The sequence below is a fragment of the Microvirga mediterraneensis genome, from assembly GCF_013520865.1.
Classification (GTDB): Bacteria; Pseudomonadota; Alphaproteobacteria; order Rhizobiales; family Beijerinckiaceae; genus Microvirga; species Microvirga mediterraneensis.
On record NZ_JACDXJ010000001.1, the window covers coordinates 4,274,560 to 4,291,282 of the forward strand.

At 65.4% G+C, this 16,723-nt stretch carries 15 protein-coding genes; 8 read left to right on the forward strand and 7 right to left on the reverse strand.

Annotation, left to right across the window (positions count from 1 at the left end):
• Positions 1-114: 114 nt before the first annotated feature.
• Positions 115-3,063: an isoleucine--tRNA ligase gene (gene ileS / locus H0S73_RS20240; RefSeq protein ID WP_181053833.1), complete on the reverse strand. Its 2,949-nt coding sequence runs from the start codon at positions 3,061-3,063 to the stop codon at positions 115-117.
• A 365-nt stretch (positions 3,064-3,428) separates the two neighbouring features.
• Between ileS and msrB the strand changes: the two genes are divergently transcribed.
• Both msrB and H0S73_RS20250 read left to right on the forward strand, forming a co-directional pair.
• Positions 3,429-3,857 (forward strand): peptide-methionine (R)-S-oxide reductase MsrB, encoded by a 429-nt coding sequence (gene msrB / locus H0S73_RS20245; RefSeq protein ID WP_246389333.1) that lies wholly within the window; start codon positions 3,429-3,431, stop codon positions 3,855-3,857.
• 6 nt (positions 3,858-3,863) lie between these two features.
• Positions 3,864-5,033 carry a DUF3095 domain-containing protein gene (locus H0S73_RS20250; RefSeq protein ID WP_181053835.1) on the forward strand — a complete coding sequence of 390 codons (1,170 nt, stop codon included), beginning with the start codon at positions 3,864-3,866 and terminating at the stop codon, positions 5,031-5,033.
• A 128-nt stretch (positions 5,034-5,161) separates the two neighbouring features.
• Here H0S73_RS20250 and H0S73_RS20255 read toward each other — a convergent pair whose 3' ends face one another.
• The 3 genes from H0S73_RS20255 to H0S73_RS20265 form a co-directional block, all read right to left on the reverse strand.
• Positions 5,162-6,106 carry a bifunctional riboflavin kinase/FAD synthetase gene (locus H0S73_RS20255; RefSeq protein WP_181053836.1) on the reverse strand — a complete coding sequence of 315 codons (945 nt, stop codon included), beginning with the start codon at positions 6,104-6,106 and terminating at the stop codon, positions 5,162-5,164.
• 253 nt (positions 6,107-6,359) lie between these two features.
• Positions 6,360-7,235, reverse strand: a complete 876-nt coding sequence (locus tag H0S73_RS20260; RefSeq protein ID WP_181053837.1) for a TIGR01459 family HAD-type hydrolase — start codon at positions 7,233-7,235, stop codon at positions 6,360-6,362.
• A 161-nt stretch (positions 7,236-7,396) separates the two neighbouring features.
• Positions 7,397-8,614, reverse strand: coding sequence for an EAL domain-containing protein (locus H0S73_RS20265; RefSeq protein WP_181053838.1), 1,218 nt, complete (start codon positions 8,612-8,614; stop codon positions 7,397-7,399).
• Between the two features lie 229 nt (positions 8,615-8,843).
• Here H0S73_RS20265 and H0S73_RS20270 point away from each other — a divergent pair, with 229 nt between their 5' ends.
• From H0S73_RS20270 to H0S73_RS20295, 6 genes are all read left to right on the forward strand, one after another.
• Positions 8,844-9,077, forward strand: coding sequence for a heavy-metal-associated domain-containing protein (locus H0S73_RS20270; RefSeq protein WP_181053839.1), 234 nt, complete (start codon positions 8,844-8,846; stop codon positions 9,075-9,077).
• Between the two features lie 102 nt (positions 9,078-9,179).
• Positions 9,180-10,529, forward strand: coding sequence for an omega-aminotransferase AptA (gene aptA / locus H0S73_RS20275; protein ID WP_202049837.1), 1,350 nt, complete (start codon positions 9,180-9,182; stop codon positions 10,527-10,529).
• Positions 10,530-10,739: 210 nt separating this feature from the next.
• Positions 10,740-12,224 carry a histidine--tRNA ligase gene (gene hisS, locus H0S73_RS20280; RefSeq protein WP_181053841.1) on the forward strand — a complete coding sequence of 495 codons (1,485 nt, stop codon included), beginning with the start codon at positions 10,740-10,742 and terminating at the stop codon, positions 12,222-12,224.
• Between the two features lie 69 nt (positions 12,225-12,293).
• Positions 12,294-12,764, forward strand: a complete 471-nt coding sequence (locus H0S73_RS20285) for a hypothetical protein (RefSeq protein ID WP_181053842.1) — start codon at positions 12,294-12,296, stop codon at positions 12,762-12,764.
• A gap of 381 nt (positions 12,765-13,145) precedes the next feature.
• Positions 13,146-13,517 carry an ArsR/SmtB family transcription factor gene (locus H0S73_RS20290; RefSeq protein ID WP_181053843.1) on the forward strand — a complete coding sequence of 124 codons (372 nt, stop codon included), beginning with the start codon at positions 13,146-13,148 and terminating at the stop codon, positions 13,515-13,517.
• Positions 13,514-14,047: an SRPBCC family protein gene (locus H0S73_RS20295; RefSeq protein ID WP_181053844.1), complete on the forward strand. Its 534-nt coding sequence runs from the start codon at positions 13,514-13,516 to the stop codon at positions 14,045-14,047. Before H0S73_RS20290 ends, H0S73_RS20295 begins: the two co-directional genes overlap by 4 nt.
• Before the next feature lie 246 nt (positions 14,048-14,293).
• Here the strand turns inward: H0S73_RS20295 and H0S73_RS20300 are convergent, their stop codons facing one another.
• From H0S73_RS20300 to H0S73_RS20305, 3 genes are all read right to left on the reverse strand, one after another.
• A complete protein-coding gene (locus tag H0S73_RS20300; protein ID WP_246389109.1) occupies positions 14,294-14,809 on the reverse strand; it encodes a ZIP family metal transporter in 516 nt (171 codons plus the stop codon).
• 81 nt (positions 14,810-14,890) lie between these two features.
• Positions 14,891-15,061 (reverse strand): ZIP family metal transporter, encoded by a 171-nt coding sequence (locus H0S73_RS25870; protein WP_246389111.1) that lies wholly within the window; start codon positions 15,059-15,061, stop codon positions 14,891-14,893.
• A 118-nt stretch (positions 15,062-15,179) separates the two neighbouring features.
• Positions 15,180-16,622 (reverse strand): ATP-dependent nuclease, encoded by a 1,443-nt coding sequence (locus H0S73_RS20305; RefSeq protein ID WP_202049838.1) that lies wholly within the window; start codon positions 16,620-16,622, stop codon positions 15,180-15,182.
• Between the last annotated feature and the right edge of the window lie 101 nt (positions 16,623-16,723).

Consider the following 16,723-nt stretch of genomic DNA (forward strand, 5'->3'; position numbering starts at 1 on the left):
CCCTGCCCGCTCCCTTCCGGGAGCGCGGCTTGCTCGCCGCGCGCGGACGCGGAGAACCGGGTCGGGACGTCGTTCCCGCGTCAGTGAGCGGAGCGCCGGTATCCTCTGGATTGCTCATTCGGCGGCCGCCTTCAGCTGGTCCCATTCGCGCAGGGCCGCCGCGTCGCGGGGCGTCACGTCCGGGTAATCGGGATCGGCGCCCACATCCGGCGTCACCTTCCACGAACGGGCGCATTTGCGGCCTTGCGCGAGAGCCGGCACGACCGCGACACCCTTCACGTCGTCGAGACGGAAAGCCCCGGCCGGGCCGTCGCCCTGCACCACCTGGATGCCGGACGTGATGCAGATCTCGGCGAGGTCGAGCCCCTGAACGGCCTTGAGCAGGCCGTCATCGGCAATATGCACGACGGGCGCCGCCTCGAGGCTTGCGCCGATGCGCTTCTGCGCGCGCTCGATCTCCAGCGCGCCGGTGACGACGCGGCGCACGCGGCGGACCTTCGCCCAACGCTCGGCAAGCGCATCGTCGCGCCATTCCGCCGGCACCTGCGGGAAGGTTTCGAGATGCACCGACTCGGCCTGCGGATAACGGGCGAGCCAGGCCTCCTCCGCCGTGAAGGCGAGGATCGGAGCGATCCAGGTCGCCACGCAGCGGAAGGTCTGGTCGATCACCGTCAGGGCGCTCTTGCGAACTTGGCTCGAGATCGGATCGCAATAGAGCGAGTCCTTGCGGACGTCGAAATAGAAGGCCGACAGATCCGTGGTCATGAACGAGTTCAGGAGCGCGATCACCCGCTTGTAGTCGAACGTCGCGTAGGCTTCGCGCATCTCGCCGTCGAGCTCGGCGAGGCGGTGCAGCACGAAGCGTTCCAGCTCCGGCATGTCGCTTACGGCGACCTTGTCGGCCTCGTGGAAATGCGCAAGCGACCCCAGCATCCAGCGGATCGTGTTGCGCAGCTTGCGATAAGTCTCGACGAAGGTCTTCAGGATCTCCGGACCGATGCGCAGATCGTCCGAGTAGTCGGACGCCGCGACCCACAGGCGCAGGATGTCGGCGCCGGAATCCTGGATCACTTTCTGCGGCGCCACCACGTTGCCGAGGGACTTCGACATCTTCTGCCCCTTCTCGTCGAGGACGAAGCCGTGGGTCAGGACGATGTCGTAGGGCGCGCGGCCGCGCGTGCCGCAGCTTTCGAGCAGCGACGAGTGGAACCAGCCGCGATGCTGGTCGGAGCCTTCCAGATACATGACCTGATCGGGGCCGCCATCCACCTTGCGCGTGACCTTCAGGTCCTCGCGCTTCTCCAATGCGAAAGCATGCGTGCAACCGGAATCGAACCACACGTCGAGGATGTCGTTGACCTTGTCGAAATCGGCGAGGTCGTAACCGCCGGCCTTCAGGAAGCGCGAGCCGTCATCTGCGTACCATGCGTCGGCGCCTTCCTTCTCGAAAGCATCCGCGATGGCGGCGTTCACGCGCTCGTCCTTGAGGATCTCGTTGGTGCCCTTCTTCACGAACACCGCGATCGGCACGCCCCAGGCGCGCTGACGCGAGACCACCCAGTCGGGACGGTTCTCGATCATGCCGGTGATGCGGTTCTCGCCCGATTCCGGCACCCATTCGACGGTCTTGATGCCGTGGAGCGCGCGCTGACGGAGCGTATCGCCCTTATCGTCGAGCGGCTTGTCCATGGAGATGAACCATTGCGGCGTGTTGCGGAAGATCAGCGGACCTTTCGAGCGCCAGGAATGGGGGTACTGGTGCTTGAGGCGCCCGCGCGCGATGAGCGCGCCGACCTCGACGAGCTTCTTGATCACCGCCTCGTTGGCGCCCGCATCCTTGCCCTTGTCATCGTAGATGCGCTCGCCGGCGAAGAACGGCACGTCTGGGAAATAGGACGAATCCGGCGAGACCGTGTGCGGGACTTCCTTCGTGCCGCAGGCGGCGAACACGTCGCGGTGCTTCACATAGGTGTTGTAGTCGTCCGCGCCGTGGCCGGGAGCCGTGTGCACGAAGCCCGTGCCCGCATCGTCGGTGACGTAATCGGCCGGCAGCACCGGCACGCCGAAATCCCAGTAGCCGTGCGCGCCCTCGAGCCCGCGGAACGGATGCGCACAGCGCTCGATCATCACCGGCAGCACGTCCTTCACGCGCTCGTACCCGGCGACGCGCGCGGCCGCGAACACGTCCGCCGCGAGCTTGTCGGCGATGACGAGACGGTCGCCGACCTTGGCCCAATTATCGTCCGCCGCCTCGGTGACCTCGTAGATGCCATAGGCGATGGTCTCGCCATAGGCGATGGCGCGGTTGGCCGGGATCGTCCAGGGAGTCGTCGTCCAGATGACCACCGACGCGCCGTCGAGATCGCCGTCGAGCGTGTTGGTGATCCTGAACTTCACCCAGATCGTCGTGGAGGTTTTTTCGTGGTACTCGACCTCGGCCTCGGCGAGTGCGGTCTTCTCGACGGAGGACCACATGACGGGCTTGGAGCCGCGATAGAGCTGGTCGCTCACGGCGAACTTCATGATCTCGCGGGCGATCTGCGCTTCCGCGTCGTAGCTCATGGTCTGGTACGGGTTCGTCCAGTCGCCCTCGACGCCGAGGCGCTTGAATTCCTCGCGCTGCACGTCGATCCATTTCTCGGCGAAGGCCCGGCACTCGCGCCGGAACTCGACGATGTCCACATCGTCCTTGTTCTTGCCCTTGGCGCGATATTCCTCCTCGATCTTCCACTCGATCGGCAGGCCGTGGCAGTCCCAGCCGGGCACGTAGTTGGAGTCGAAGCCCAGCATGCCCTGCGAGCGGACCACCATGTCCTTCAGGATCTTGTTGAGCGCGTGGCCGATATGGATGTTGCCGTTGGCGTAGGGAGGGCCATCGTGGAGAACGAAGCGCGGCCGGCCCTTCTGGGCTTCGCGCAGGCGCTCGTAGAGCCGGTTCTCGTTCCAGCGCTGCAGGAACTGCGGCTCGCGCTGCGGCAGGCCGGCCCGCATGGGGAACTCGGTCTGGGGCAGGAACAGGGTCTCGGAATAGTCGCGGGCGGCGCTCTCGGGCTTATCGGTCATGACGGTCAATCGGTCTTGTGTGGCCTGCGATCAGGCAGGCGCATCGGGCTTCTCTTGGGGCGAACGGCTAGGATCCCGGACCTTCGCACATCATGCGAAAGCCGGGCCGATAATTCGCGCCTCGCCGATGCGGGCCGCATGCAGAGCCTGAGAAACCATGGACATGCCGAGCCTTTTAGCAGCGCCGGGCCGGATAATAAAGCGTGGTGATTGCCGGGGCGGCTCCCTATTTAAGGACCGGAACCAGCCCTATAGTCACCCCAGCAAACGACGGGCAGGAAGGATTGACCATGGCAGACTCGACCATTTCGGCCGAACGGCGCTCGAAAGCTGGCTTCGACCTCACCCCGCCCAGCCCCGAGCAGATGCACGCCCTCGTGGCCAATCTCGACGACGAGGAGCGCCGGGTCCTGCTCGAGCACGGCACGGAGCGGCCCTTCTGCGGCATCTTCAACGAGGCCAAGGAGAAGGGCACCTATTGCTGCCGCCTCTGCGGCCTGCCCCTGTTCAATGCCGGCACCAAGTTCGAATCCGGCACCGGCTGGCCGAGCTTCTTCGACCCCATCGACCGGGACCACATCGCCTTCGTGCGCGACACCAGCTACGGCATGGTCCGCACCGAGATCCGCTGCGCCCGCTGCGAGGGCCATCTCGGCCACGTGTTCAACGACGGCCCGCCCCCGACCGGCGAGCGCTACTGCATGAACTCGGTCTCCATGCGCTTCGTCGCCGAGGGCGATCCGCTGCCGGACGAGCTGGGCCGGGGCGCCCCGGAGGGAGAAACCGTGGGCTGACGGCTCATGGGCGCCGCCGCACATGAGACGGGAAGCCGGGCAGGATCGGACTTCTATGCCCGCCTGCCCGTCTTCGACCATTTCTCCCAATTGACCGACCCTAGGCTCTACATGCCCGCCCCGGACGATTGGGTGCTGGGCCTCAGCGACATCGTGCGCTCGACCTCCGCGGTCGAGGCCGGGCGCTACAAGGAGGTCAACACGGCCGCGGCCGCCGTGATCGCGGCGATCTCCAACAAGCTCGGCACGAGCGCGTTTCCCTTCGTGTTCAGCGGCGACGGCGCAAGTTTCGCGCTACCCGACGCGCAATCCGATCTGGCCCGCGAGGTTCTGTCCACCGTGGCCGCCTGGGTGCGGGATTCCTTCGGCTTCGAGCTGCGCATCGCGCTCGTTCCGGTCTCCGCGATCCGCGCCGAAGGCCACGACGTGCGGATCGCCCGGTTCGCGGCGTCTCCGGACGTCTCCTATGCCATGTTCTCCGGCGGCGGCCTCGCCTATGCGGAGCGGCGGATGAAGGAAGGCGCCTTCGCCATTCCCCCGGCCCGACCCGGAACCCTGCCCGACCTCACCGGACTGACCTGCCGCTTCGACGAGATCAGGCCGGAGCGCGGCATCATCCTGTCCCTGATCCTGCTCACCGGCTCCGATGCGGACACGGAAGCTTTCAACACCCTCGTCAGTCAGGTCCTGTCGCTCGCCGAGGGCCAGGAGGCCGGACGGCCGGTGCCGGAAGGCGGCCCTGCCCTGTCCACGCCTTTCAAGGGTTTCGATCTCGAAGCGAAGACCGTCCGGAAGAGTGTGGCGGGTCTCGTCACCCTGGCGAAGCTCGCGGGTCTTCGTCTGGCTGCCTTCCTGATCCTCCGGTTCGGACTGAAGGTCGGCGGGTTCGATCCGAACCGCTACCGGCACCAGCTCGTCGAGAACACGGATTTCCGCAAGTTCGACGACGGCCTGCGCATGACCCTCGACTGCACCCCCGCCCTGGCCGACCGGCTGGAAACACTACTGGCCGAGGCGCAGCGGACAGGCATCGCCCGTTACGGCCTGCACCGGCAGGACGCGGCCCTCATGACCTGCTTCGTCCCCTCCGCCACCCGCAGCGACCACATCCATTTCGTCGACGGCGCCATGGGCGGCTACCCGATGGCGGCGCGGGCGCTGAAGCCGGCGATGTGAGGGACGACTTCCGGGTCCATTTGTCATTCCCGGCCGGAGCGCAGCGGAGGGGAAGGGAATCCACCCGTACGCTCCGCGCCATGGATCCCCTTCCCGGCCTTTCGGCCGCCGGGGATGACACGGTTGGCTCAACCGATCATCGAAACCGTCTTGTCCTCGGCGAGCATCCGCTTCGCCTCGGCCGAGTCGCGGTCCATCTGGGCGATCAGCGCGTCGATCCCGTCGAAGCGCTCCTCGCCGCGGATCCAGCCGACGAACTCCACGTCCAAAACCTGTCCGTAGAGGTCGCCGGAAAAGTCGAAAAGATGCACTTCGAGCAGCGGAGCGCCGTTGTCGAAGGTCGGACGGCGGCCGAAGCTGGCGACTCCGTCGACCGGCCGACCCGCCACTATGGCCCGAACCGCGTAGATGCCATGCCGGAGACGGCAATCGTCGGGAAGGCGCATATTGGCCGTGGGATAGCCGAGCACCCGGCCGCGCTTGTCGCCGTGGCGCACCTCCGCCTGCACGAACCAGCGATAGCCGAGCAGCCGGTTGGCCGTGGCGATGTCGCCAGCTTCCAACGCGGCCCGGATGGCGCTGGATGAAACGGGCTCCGTCCCTTCCACGACCGCCGGGGCGATCAGGCATTCGAGCCCCCGTTCCCGGCAAAGCTCCGCCATGCGCGCCGGATTGCCTTCCCGCCCACGGCCGAAATGAAAATCGTGGCCGATCACCACACCCGAGAGCTGCAGATCGTTCGCCAGCAGGTCCACGAAGCCCGCCGCCGTCAGGGCCGCGAGGTTCCCGCCGAAGCGCCGCTGGAAGACGCCGTCGAGGCCGAGGCGGGCGAGGATCTTGAGCTTCACGGGTTCGGGGGTGAGCCGGAACAGGGGCCTGTCGGGCTGGAAGAAGGTGCGTGGATGCGGCTCGAACGTCAGGGCCGCCGCCGGTTTTCCGGAGTTCAAGGCCATGCTGAGGAGATATTGGTGCCCCCGGTGCACCCCGTCGAAATTGCCGATGGCTGCCACCGCACCCTTGAGGCTCTCGGGTACGGACTCGCCGTCGCGGCAAACCACGAAAGAAGGGGACATCGGAGGAGAAATCTCGGAGCTCATCTGTGCGGATATCGGTGCGGGCGGACCCTGTCGAAAACCGGCCCTCGGGTCAAGGGAAGTCGCTTCGGCGAGCCCCCTCGGTGTCATCCCGGCCAGAGCGTAGCGGAGGGGAAGGGAATCCATGGCTCTGCGCGTGATCATGGATCCCCTTCCCGCACTTCGTGCGCCGGGGATGACAACGACCCGCGGCACGAGGCCGGTGATGACGTGGAGATGGACCAGACCGACCTCACCAGGACAGCACTTCCGTGAAGGCGGTCGGCCGGACGGGCTGCCGGTCCACCCAATCCTGCACGTGATCGGAGACCAGGTCGCCCTTGTGGAGGCCCAGCTCCTCCGCATGGATGCCACGGGCGATCATCAGCGAGTCGATGCCGTAGCCCACGGCCCCGGCGATATCGGTGCGGATCGCATCGCCGACGGCCAGAACCCTGTCCTTCGAAACGGCCCGACCGTTCAGTCCGGCTGCGACGGAGAGCGCCCGGTCGTAGACGGGGCCATGGGGCTTGCCCGCATAGAAGACCTTGCCGCCCATCTCCTCGTAGGCGAGCGCGATGGTTCCGGCGCAGGGCAGGATCATGTGGCCGCGCTCGACGATGAGATCGGGGTTGGCGCAGACCATCAGCAGGTCGCGCCGGAGCATGGCTTCGAGCGTGGGCCGGTAATCCTCGACCGTCTCCTCCTCGTCGTTGTCGAAGCCGGAGCAGACCACGTAATCGGCCTCGTCGACGGAGCCGAAGCGGACATCGAGGCCGTCATAGATCGGCATGTCGCGGGGCGGGCCGATATGGTGGACGATCCTGTCGATGCGCTCCTCGATGGCAAGCCGCGTCAGGTCGCCGGAGGTCACGATGGCATCGTAGGCCGTGCGCGGCACGCCGAATCCGTCGAGCTGGGTTCCCACGGAGGCGCCGGGACGCGGCGCGTTCGACACGAGAACGACCCGCCCTCCCCCGGCCCGAAACCGCGTCAGCGCATCGCTCGCCGCCTCATAGGCTTTGATGCCGTTATGCAGCACGCCCCAGACGTCGCAGAGAACGAGATCGTATCGATCGGCGAGGGATTGCAGGCCCTCGACGTGAGCGGGACGGGTCAAAGCGGTCATGGGATCTCACTAGCGTATCGTGCGGACCCGCAGGGCCGCGTCGGCGGCCCGAACGGGCCACCTGTGTGAAAAGTGGCCCGGTTTTCCCCGCCAAACGATGCGCAAGTCAAGTCAATCCGGCAGAGCCGGATCATCGAGGCGTTCACGCCTCGCGCCGCCCGTCAACCGACATGCCGCAGAAGGCTTGGCGTATTCTCAGGGACGGGGGATTGGCGAACCGGCTGCTCGGCGGCGATCTCCGGCTTGACCGGGCGTGGAGCCGCGAAGGCGAAGCCTTGCGCCAGCGGCACGCCGAGATCGCAGAGTATCGGCACCATGCCGTCCTCCTCCACCCGGTCGGCGATGAGCAGGATGCCCTGGCGGCGCAGGGCCGGGGCGAAATCGCGCACGTCGGGTTCCGGTCCCGCATAGCGCCCGTCGGCCCGCTCGGCGGCCTCGATCATGAGGTCCGCCGGCAGCTTCATGAACCGGATGCCGAGATCGGCCAGCCGCGCCGGATCGAACCGGAGATCGGCGGCGCGGTCGAGGGAGAACGGCACGCCTCGCTCGCGCAGGGCGGCGAGCGCCGCCCGGTGATCCGCATCGAGACAGCGCCAGCTTTGCTGGGACATTTCCAGGACGATCTTGCCGAGAAGATCGGGACTGGCATCGAACAGGCGGGCCAGCGACCACAGGAAGCCGGGCTCGGCGATGGAATGAGCCGTGAGATTCACGCCGACGATGGCCTCGCTGCCCCGGGCGACCAGATGGCGGGCGACGGCCCTGGTGCGCACCAGCACCCGGCGGTCGAAATCCGACGCGTGGCCGGACGCCTCGACGATCGGCAGGAACTCGGCCGGGCGCAGAAGGGTTCCGTCGGGCAGGCGCAGCCGGGCCAGCGCCTCGTAGAAGCGGATCTTCTGCTGCGGCAACGACACCACGGGCTGCAGGTGCAGCTCGATCCGGTCGGCCTCGAAGGCCTGATTGACCTGCCGCACGCGGTCGATCTCCTCGGTCGAGGGCCTGCGCATGGAAGGCAGCAGGGACGGTTCCGGGAAATGCGCGGCCTTCACCTGTTCCGACCGCCCCGGGCCTGGATCGGCGCCGTAGACCTGCGCGCCGGCGGACATCGCCAGCTCGCGCAGGACGGAGACCGGGCTGTCGGCACGCACGGGCGGACGCAGGACGAGCGGTGCGGCCCGTGCCGGCTCCGCCTGCTCGTATGCCGCAGGCTGCACGGCCCTTGCCTGCCGATCAGTCTCGGCGTGCCACCACAGGACCACGAGGCCGAAAAAGACGGCCATGATCAGGAAACCGAAAACCGGCAGGATGATCCCTGCCTCCATCGGCACATAGGCCGAGGCGACGGCCATCAGAAAGGCCGGCGTGAAGGCAAGCATCGTCGTTTTCCTGTCCCGCAGGACAGAAATGTTCTTTATGTTCGTCACCATGGGTGCCCCCGCTCCCCTGGCTCGGCGAATGTGCGCGAATCAGTGTGTTAACAGACAATGAATCAGCGCGACTCGCGGGGCAAGATTCGTCTTCCCGAAATGGACATTATTTCGCAATCGCGCGTTTCCCGCCCATGGAATCCGCTGGATTCCGCAGCGGAATGGAAAGGCATCGACGATGGAAGAACCCCGGGAAGAACCTCGCAAGGACCTGCTGATGCAGGTCGACGGAATGACCTGCCAGGGATGTGTCACGTCGGTGACCAAGGCCATCCAGCGCCTCGATCCGGGTGCCATGGTTGAGGTGGACCTCGATCATGGCCGCGTGCATGTGACGACCAGGGCGCAGAGCGTGGAAGTCGCGCGCGCCCTCGACGCGGCCGGCTACGAGGCCCGCGCCATGACCGGATGAGAGGAGCCTTGCGCCCGGCTCATGGCTCTGCCGAAAGTTCCTTTTGCGACGCCCCGAAACGGCTGATAGGCTCCCGCCGACCAGCCACCCTCGGGGACCATGATGACCGCACAGACATCCAGAGCCGCCAACGACCTCATTGCACCCAACGATCTGGATGCCTGGTGGCTTCCGTTCACGGCCAACCGCTCGTTCAAGCAGCGCCCCCGGATGATCGCCCGCGCCAAGGGCATGTATTATTACACCCCCGACGGCCGGGAGGTGATCGACGGCGCCGCCGGTCTCTGGTGCTGCAACGCCGGCCATAACCGGGACGAGATCACGGCCGCCATCCAGGCCCAGGCGCAGGAGCTCGACTATTCGCCCGCCTTCCAGTTCGGCCATGCGGGCGGCTTCACTCTCGCGTCCCGTCTCGCCCAGCTCGCGCCGGGCGACCTCAACCACGTGTTCTTCTGCAACTCGGGCTCCGAGGCGGTCGACACGGCGCTCAAGGTGGCGCTCGCCTATTGGAACGTGAAGGGCCAGGGCAGCAAGACGCGGCTCATCGGCCGCGAGCGCGGCTATCACGGCGTCGGCTTCGGCGGCATCTCGGTGGGCGGCATCGTCAAGAACCGCCAGTTCTTCGGCTCGCTGCTGGCGGGCGTCGACCACCTGCCCCACACCTATAACCGGGCCGAGCAGGCCTTCTCCCGCGGCGAGCCCGAATGGGGCGCGCATCTGGCCGACGAGCTGGAGCGCATCGTGGCGCTTCACGATGCGTCGACCATCGCGGCCGTCATCGTCGAGCCGATGGCCGGCTCCACGGGCGTGCTGCCGCCGCCCAAGGGTTATCTCAAGCGCCTGCGCGAGATCTGCGACAAGCACGGCATCCTGCTCATCTTCGACGAGGTGATCTCGGGCTTCGGCCGCCTCGGCACCGCCTTCGCGGCCGAGCGCTACGGCGTGATCCCGGACATGATCACCTTCGCCAAGGGCGTGAATTCCGGCACCGTCCCCATGGGCGGCGTGCTGGTGCGCGAGGGCCTCTACGACACCTTCATGAACGGCCCCGAGCACGTGATCGAGCTGTTCCACGGCTACACCTATTCCGGCCACCCGCTCGCCTGCGCGGCCGCGCTCGCCACCCAGGACGTCTACCGGGACGAGAAGCTGTTCGAACGCGCCCGGGCCCTCGAGCCGGTCTGGGCCGATGCGATCCATTCGCTGAAGGACCTGCCGAACGTTCTCGATATCCGCACCATCGGGCTCGTGGGCGCCATCGACCTCGCCTCGCGCCCCGACGCGGTCGGCAAGCGCGCCTTCGAGGCCATGGACCGCGCCTTCCAGGAATACGGCCTGATGATGCGCATCACCGGCGACACCATCGCCCTCTCCCCGCCCCTCATCATCACCGAGGAGCAGATCGGCGAGATCGTCGACAAGCTCACCAAGGTGATCAAGGCGGTGGCGTAAGGCCCAACCCTCACGCTCCCACGTCATGGCCGGCCTTGTGCCGGCCATCTCGCTTCCGGAGAGCGCGGCGCTTCAAGCCATCGAGATCACCGGCACAAGGCCGGTGATGACCGGTGATGTTGCGATAAATGCAACATCTCTTGCCCCTCCCGGCCGCAGGGAGTAGGACCGCAGCACGTTTTTCCCAATTCAACGGCTGCTGTAAAAACCATGTCCAAGGCCGACAAGATCAAGGCCCGCGCGCCGCGCGGCTTTGCCGACCGCAATCCCGCAGACCTCGCCGCGACCGAGCGCATGCTCGCGGCCATCCGCGATTCCTACGAGCTCTACGGCTTCGAGGGTGTCGAGACGCCCTTCGTCGAATACACGGATTCGCTGGGCAAGTTCCTGCCCGACCAGGACCGCCCGAACGAGGGCGTGTTCTCGTTCCAGGACGACGATGAGCAATGGCTGTCGCTGCGCTACGACCTGACGGCGCCGCTGGCCCGCTACGTGGCCGAGAACTTCGACGCTCTGCCCAAGCCCTATCGCAGCTATCGCGTCGGCTGGGTGTTCCGCAACGAGAAGCCGGGCCCCGGCCGCTTCCGCCAGTTCATGCAGTTCGACGCCGACACGGTGGGCGCGGCCTCCGTCGCGGCGGATGCGGAAATCTGCATGATGGCCGCCGACACGATGGAGAAGCTCGGCCTCAAGCGCGGCGACTATCTGATCAAGGTCAACAACCGCAAGGTCCTCGACGGGGTGCTGGAGGCCATCGGCCTCGGCGGCGACGAACACGCCCACCGGCGCCTGACCGTGCTGCGCGCCATCGATAAGCTCGACCGCCTGGGACCCGAGGGCGTGAGCCAGCTCCTCGGGTCCGGCCGCAAGGACGAAAGCGGCGATTTCACCAAGGGCGCGGAGCTTTCGCCCGAGGCCATCCAGCGCGTGCTCGCCTTCACGGCCGCGAAGGGCGCGGACAACGCGGCCACGGTCGAGAACCTGCGCAAGGTCGTCGGCTCCTCGGAGCGCGGCCTCGAAGGGACGAACGAGCTTGCGGAGATCGCCACCCTCGTTGCCTCCTCCGGCTACGAGGACCGCGTCACCATCGATCCCTCCGTCGTGCGCGGCCTCGAATACTATACTGGCCCGGTCTACGAGGCCGAGCTGACCTTCCAGGTGCAGGACGAGGACGGGCGCCCGGTGCGCTTCGGCTCCGTCGGCGGCGGCGGGCGCTATGACGGCCTCGTGGGGCGGTTCCGCTCCGAGCCCGTCCCGGCGACCGGCTTCTCCATCGGCGTCTCGCGCCTGCTGTCGGCGCTGCAGAGGATCAAGAGCCCCATCGTGTCCGGGGCCGAGAAGCCCGGGCCCGTAGTCGTGCTCGTCATGGACAAGGACCAGGTCGCCGCCTACCAGCGCATGGTCTCGACCCTGCGCCAGGCGGGGATCCGGGCCGAGCTCTATCTCGGCTCCTCGGGCATGAAGGCGCAGATGAAATATGCCGACCGGCGCCAGAGCCCCTGCGTGGTGATCCAGGGTTCCAACGAGCGCGAGCGCGGCGAGGTCGAGATCAAGGACCTGATCGAAGGCGCCAAGGCGGCCGGGGCCATCGCGTCCAACGAGGAGTGGAAGGCCGCCCGTCCGGCGCAGTTCTCCGTGCCCGAGGCCGATCTCGTCAAGGCGGTCCGCGAGGTCCTGGCGCGCCATTTCGGATGAGCTTGGCCTTTTGGAACCCCTGTGGTTCCATAGGGGTTGTTCCGGAAGCTTGACCATCAGGAGACGAACATGGCGAAGGCCAAGGACAAGGATAAGAAGTCCGGTACGAAAGCGAAGAAAGGCGCCGGCACGAAGCTGGCGAAGACGGCGAAGAAGTCCGGCCTCATGGACCTCATCAACACGGATCTCGGCCGCGAAATCCTGGCCGATGCCCTGATCGCCGCCGCGGGCGCGGCCGCCGCCGCCCTCACCAAGACCCGCACGGCGAAGAAGGCGGGATCCGCCGCGGCCCATGCCGGCGCCCAGGGCGCCGACCTGACCCAGACCGCGGCCGGCGCCGTCGCCGGCGTGGTGACGGAGGCCGCCCGGCACTTCCTGCCCGCACGCCTCGTGGGCGAGGAAACCGGCGCCGAGCAGGGTGCCCGGGACGAGCCCAAGAAGGTCAAGTACGTCCACCGCTCCAGCGACCACAGCAAGAGCAGGACGAGCAAGGCCAAGAGCGCCAAGGGCGAGAAGAGCGACACCACCGCGAAGAGCTGACCTACCCCGTTCGACCGCCCTCCCGGATGCGGCGAGAGCCGTGATCCGGGAGCCCGGCCGGACGTGCCCCTCCCCTTGCGCGAAGCATGAAGGAGGGTGGCAAAACCGGTTCCCCCTTTTGCGCCCGATGCGTTTGAGCTTGCGCATCTCCCCACGCAAAACCGGTTCCCACTTTTGCGCCCGATGCGTTTGATCCTGCGCATCTCTCCACGCAAAACCGGTTCCCACTTTTGCGCCCGATGCTTTGGCCCCTCTGCCCTGCGCGGAACGGGAGCCTTTGCACCGCATGCGTCGGGCCCATGGGCGCGGACACCCACCCTGTCGAAAAAATATTAAACCAATCGGTTGACTGTTCCGAAGCACGGGCGCATATTCAACCACATGGTTGAATTACAGACATCCCCTCTCGACACGGTCTTCCACGCTCTCGCCGATTCCACCCGGCGCCGGATGCTGAGCGATCTCGGCGGCGGCGAGCGCACGGTGAGCCAGCTGGCCGAACCCTTCGCGATCTCGCTGGCGGCCGCCTCGAAGCACATCAAGGTGCTGGAGCATGCGGGCCTTCTGCGGCGCGAGATCCGCGGCCGCACCCATGTCTGCCGCCTCGATCCCGGGCCGCTGGCGAGCGCCCACCAGTGGCTCGGTGTCTACGAACACTTCTGGACCGAGCGTCTGGATGTGCTGGAGCGGCTCCTCCGCGAGGAGGATGCCGGGAAATCCCCACCCCCTGCCGAAGAAGGAGACGAAGCATGACCGATCTTGCCACCCTGGACGCCTATGGCGCGCTCACCGAGCCCGCCACGCTCACGATCCAGCGCCTCCTGCCCGGCCCCGTCGAACGCATCTGGGCCTATCTCACGCAGAGCGACCTGCGCGCCCGATGGCTCGCGGCGGGCGACATGGACCTCACGCTCGGGGCGCCGCTTGAACTCGTCTGGCGCAACGACGGCCTGTCCGATCTCCCCACCCGGCGTCCGCACGGCTTTCCCGAGGAGCAACGGATGACGAGCCGGATCACCGAGCTCGACCCGCCCCACCGGCTCTCCATCGCCTGGGGCTCGACCGGCGACGTCACCTTCACCCTGGAGCCGCAGGGCGCCGACGTGCTGCTCACCGTCACCCACCACCGCGTCACCGACCGCGCGACCCTGCTCAACATCAGCGCCGGCTGGCACACCCACCTCGACATCCTGGCCGCCCGCGTCTCCGGCGAGACCCCGGAGCCTTTCTGGGAGAGCTGGGAGAGGTTGAAGGAGGAATACGGGCGGCGGTTTGTGGGGTGATGCACCCGGCGCCCTGACCGGATACCCTCGACGTCATGGCCGGACGTGTTCCGGCCATCCACGCATTCCCAATCTCAGCCGCATCGAAGGCGTGGATCCCCGGCACGAGGCCGGGGATGACGATGCTTCGTCCCTCGATCAGAGCATCGTCAGGAAAACCGGGTCCCCTTTTCCGGACGATGCTCTCATCATTTGTTTTTCGCATCTTTTCACGCAAAACCGATTCCCACTTTTGCGTTCGATGCTTTAGGCCCCCAGAACCCGCGACAGGGTGAAGGCGGCGAGGAAACCCGCGACGGTGATGAGCCCGGCATATTCGTGGGCGGTCTCGAAGGCCTCCGGCACCATGGTGTCGGCGAGCATGGCGAGGATCGCCCCGGCGGCGACGGCGGTCACGACCGCGATGGGGGCGGGGCCGGTCCCGGAAAAGCCCGCGTAGCCGATGCGCGCCGCGCCCCCGGAAGCCACCGCAAGGCCGACCCAGATGCCGAAGATATCCGCCATGGCGCGCCCAGCCCGGCGCACCCCGGCCGCGCGGGAGAGCCCTCCCGGCAGGTGGGAGAAAACCCCCGCCGCGACGGCCACCAGACTCACCCCCTCGCCCGCGAGAAGGCTCACGCCGATGACGATGGATTCCGGAATGCCGTCGAGGAGCGCGCCGAGCGCGATGGCGAGCCCGCTCCCCTCTTCGCCGCTCCCGGCCTGCCGGGCATCCTGCGCATAGCCGGAGCGCTTGCGGTGCCTGGCGCCCCGGCGCGACACGACGATATTCGCCCCCGTATAGACCGCCGCTCCCGCGAGAAAGCCCAGTGACGTGGAGACGATGCCGCCCGTGCGATAGGCCTAGTCCATGAGGTCGAAGGACAGGGCCGAGATCAGCACCCCAGCCCCGAACGCCATCACGGCCGCGATGGCCCGCTGCGGCAGCTTTGCGAACGTCCCGATGAGCGCCCCCAGCACCAAGGCCGACCCGCTGAGCAGGCCCCAGAGCCCCGCCTGGATGGAAAGAGGCATGGTGATGGCACCTTAGAGCTAGGCGGCAAGAGGGCATCGCTCTGGCAAGAACACTGGTCCCGAGCGACAGCCTAAATTGCATTGACGACGTACGGAATTGATTAGTTAGTCTTAGCGACTAATCTTTCGTATCAAGAGCATCACGGATGGGCTGCCCGACAATCTCGCGCATTGACTGAGTTGTGCAGTTTTTGGACCATGCGGCAGCAAGTGCCTGCCATAAGATATCTCCGCCAACGATAAGTCGGTCAGCCGCATCGCGGACCCATTCTTTATGGTTTGAAAGGGACATAGCTCGGGAAAGAGCATCAATTGTTTCGGACGCACTACGCCCAATTCTTTGGGCTACTTCAGGCCACTCTTTGCTACTCAATCCTTCAAATATTACCCTTTCAGGAGCATCCTCACCTGGTAAAATTATGCATCCCAATGATGGAGCTTGATCACCATCAAGGAAAACTACGGAAGGGCGGGGAAATCTTTTCTGATACGCCATCTGACCAAGAGCCATACCTACTGAGGCAGCACCATAAGGAATCAACTTCAACCTAGATAATAAATCCCGGTCTAGGTTAACCAATATTTCTGCTATAACTGTAGCAGATCTAGGATCTTCTACGTAGACATCACACTCAGGATGCTGCTCCTCATCCATGCGAGTCATTGCAAATTCAGGACTTACACCGCTAACAACGCTCCTCCCAGACGCACCTTGCATCAGATATATGCGAGCCTCAGAAGGAAGCTCGTCAAGAACGTAGGGCGAATGAGTTGTGAGGACTATTTGAAGTTCCCGTTCCCGCGCGACCCTCGCCAAATCCCGCATAAGCCGCCTTTGAGCCCTAGGATGCATAGAGGTCTCGATCTCGTCGATAAGAAGAAGTCCATATTTAGGATAGTCCACAGCTAGCAATTCCGCCGCCGCGATCTCACCGGCACCTTGGTGGAAACCTGAATATCGAACTTTAGACGTTTGAAGGACAGGGATTGGACGACGTGGATCAGCGTCGGTAACTGATAAGCCAGCGCTTGAATAACTCTTACCAATAATCTGGCTAAGGCGCTCCAGCTTTTCTTGATCGAAAGGCATATGAGCTCCTTCTCCAACTCCGGCCTTCAGCAATTTTGCGTATCCAACTCTTGCACCAACCGGCTGAATCCGACGCAGATCAACATATTCAACTGTCCGCTCAGGCCGATCAGGATTGCCCCGCCAGCGGTCCGAAGGCTTTCGCACAGTTTTAGTTTGAGAATTGGCACCTTCTCGGTAGGAAAAGCGAATATTAGCGCCTGTTATGACCTCAAATGGCGTATCAGGGAAGAAATCAGAGGCATACAAATCCTTCGCTGGCGACCGATATACGGCTGCTGCAGATTGTAGAACAGTGCTCTTACCTGATCCATTCTCTCCCACTAGCGCAACAATTGGAAACTGAAGATCTACGCGCTGACCGGTCCACCCACGTATTCCGTTTATCTCCAGCCATTCTAGTCTTTTTGGCCAGCCGGAACCTGTCCGCCACTTATTCTGTAACTTTCTCATCTCGCTTGAGAGTGCCATCGCTGCCTCCAGAACCCTTCAGAGGCGCTTAGAAGCGGCTCTCAAGACGCAGTAGAGCCACGTACATCCGGCTTTAGCAATACCTTTTTGCCGGATATTCC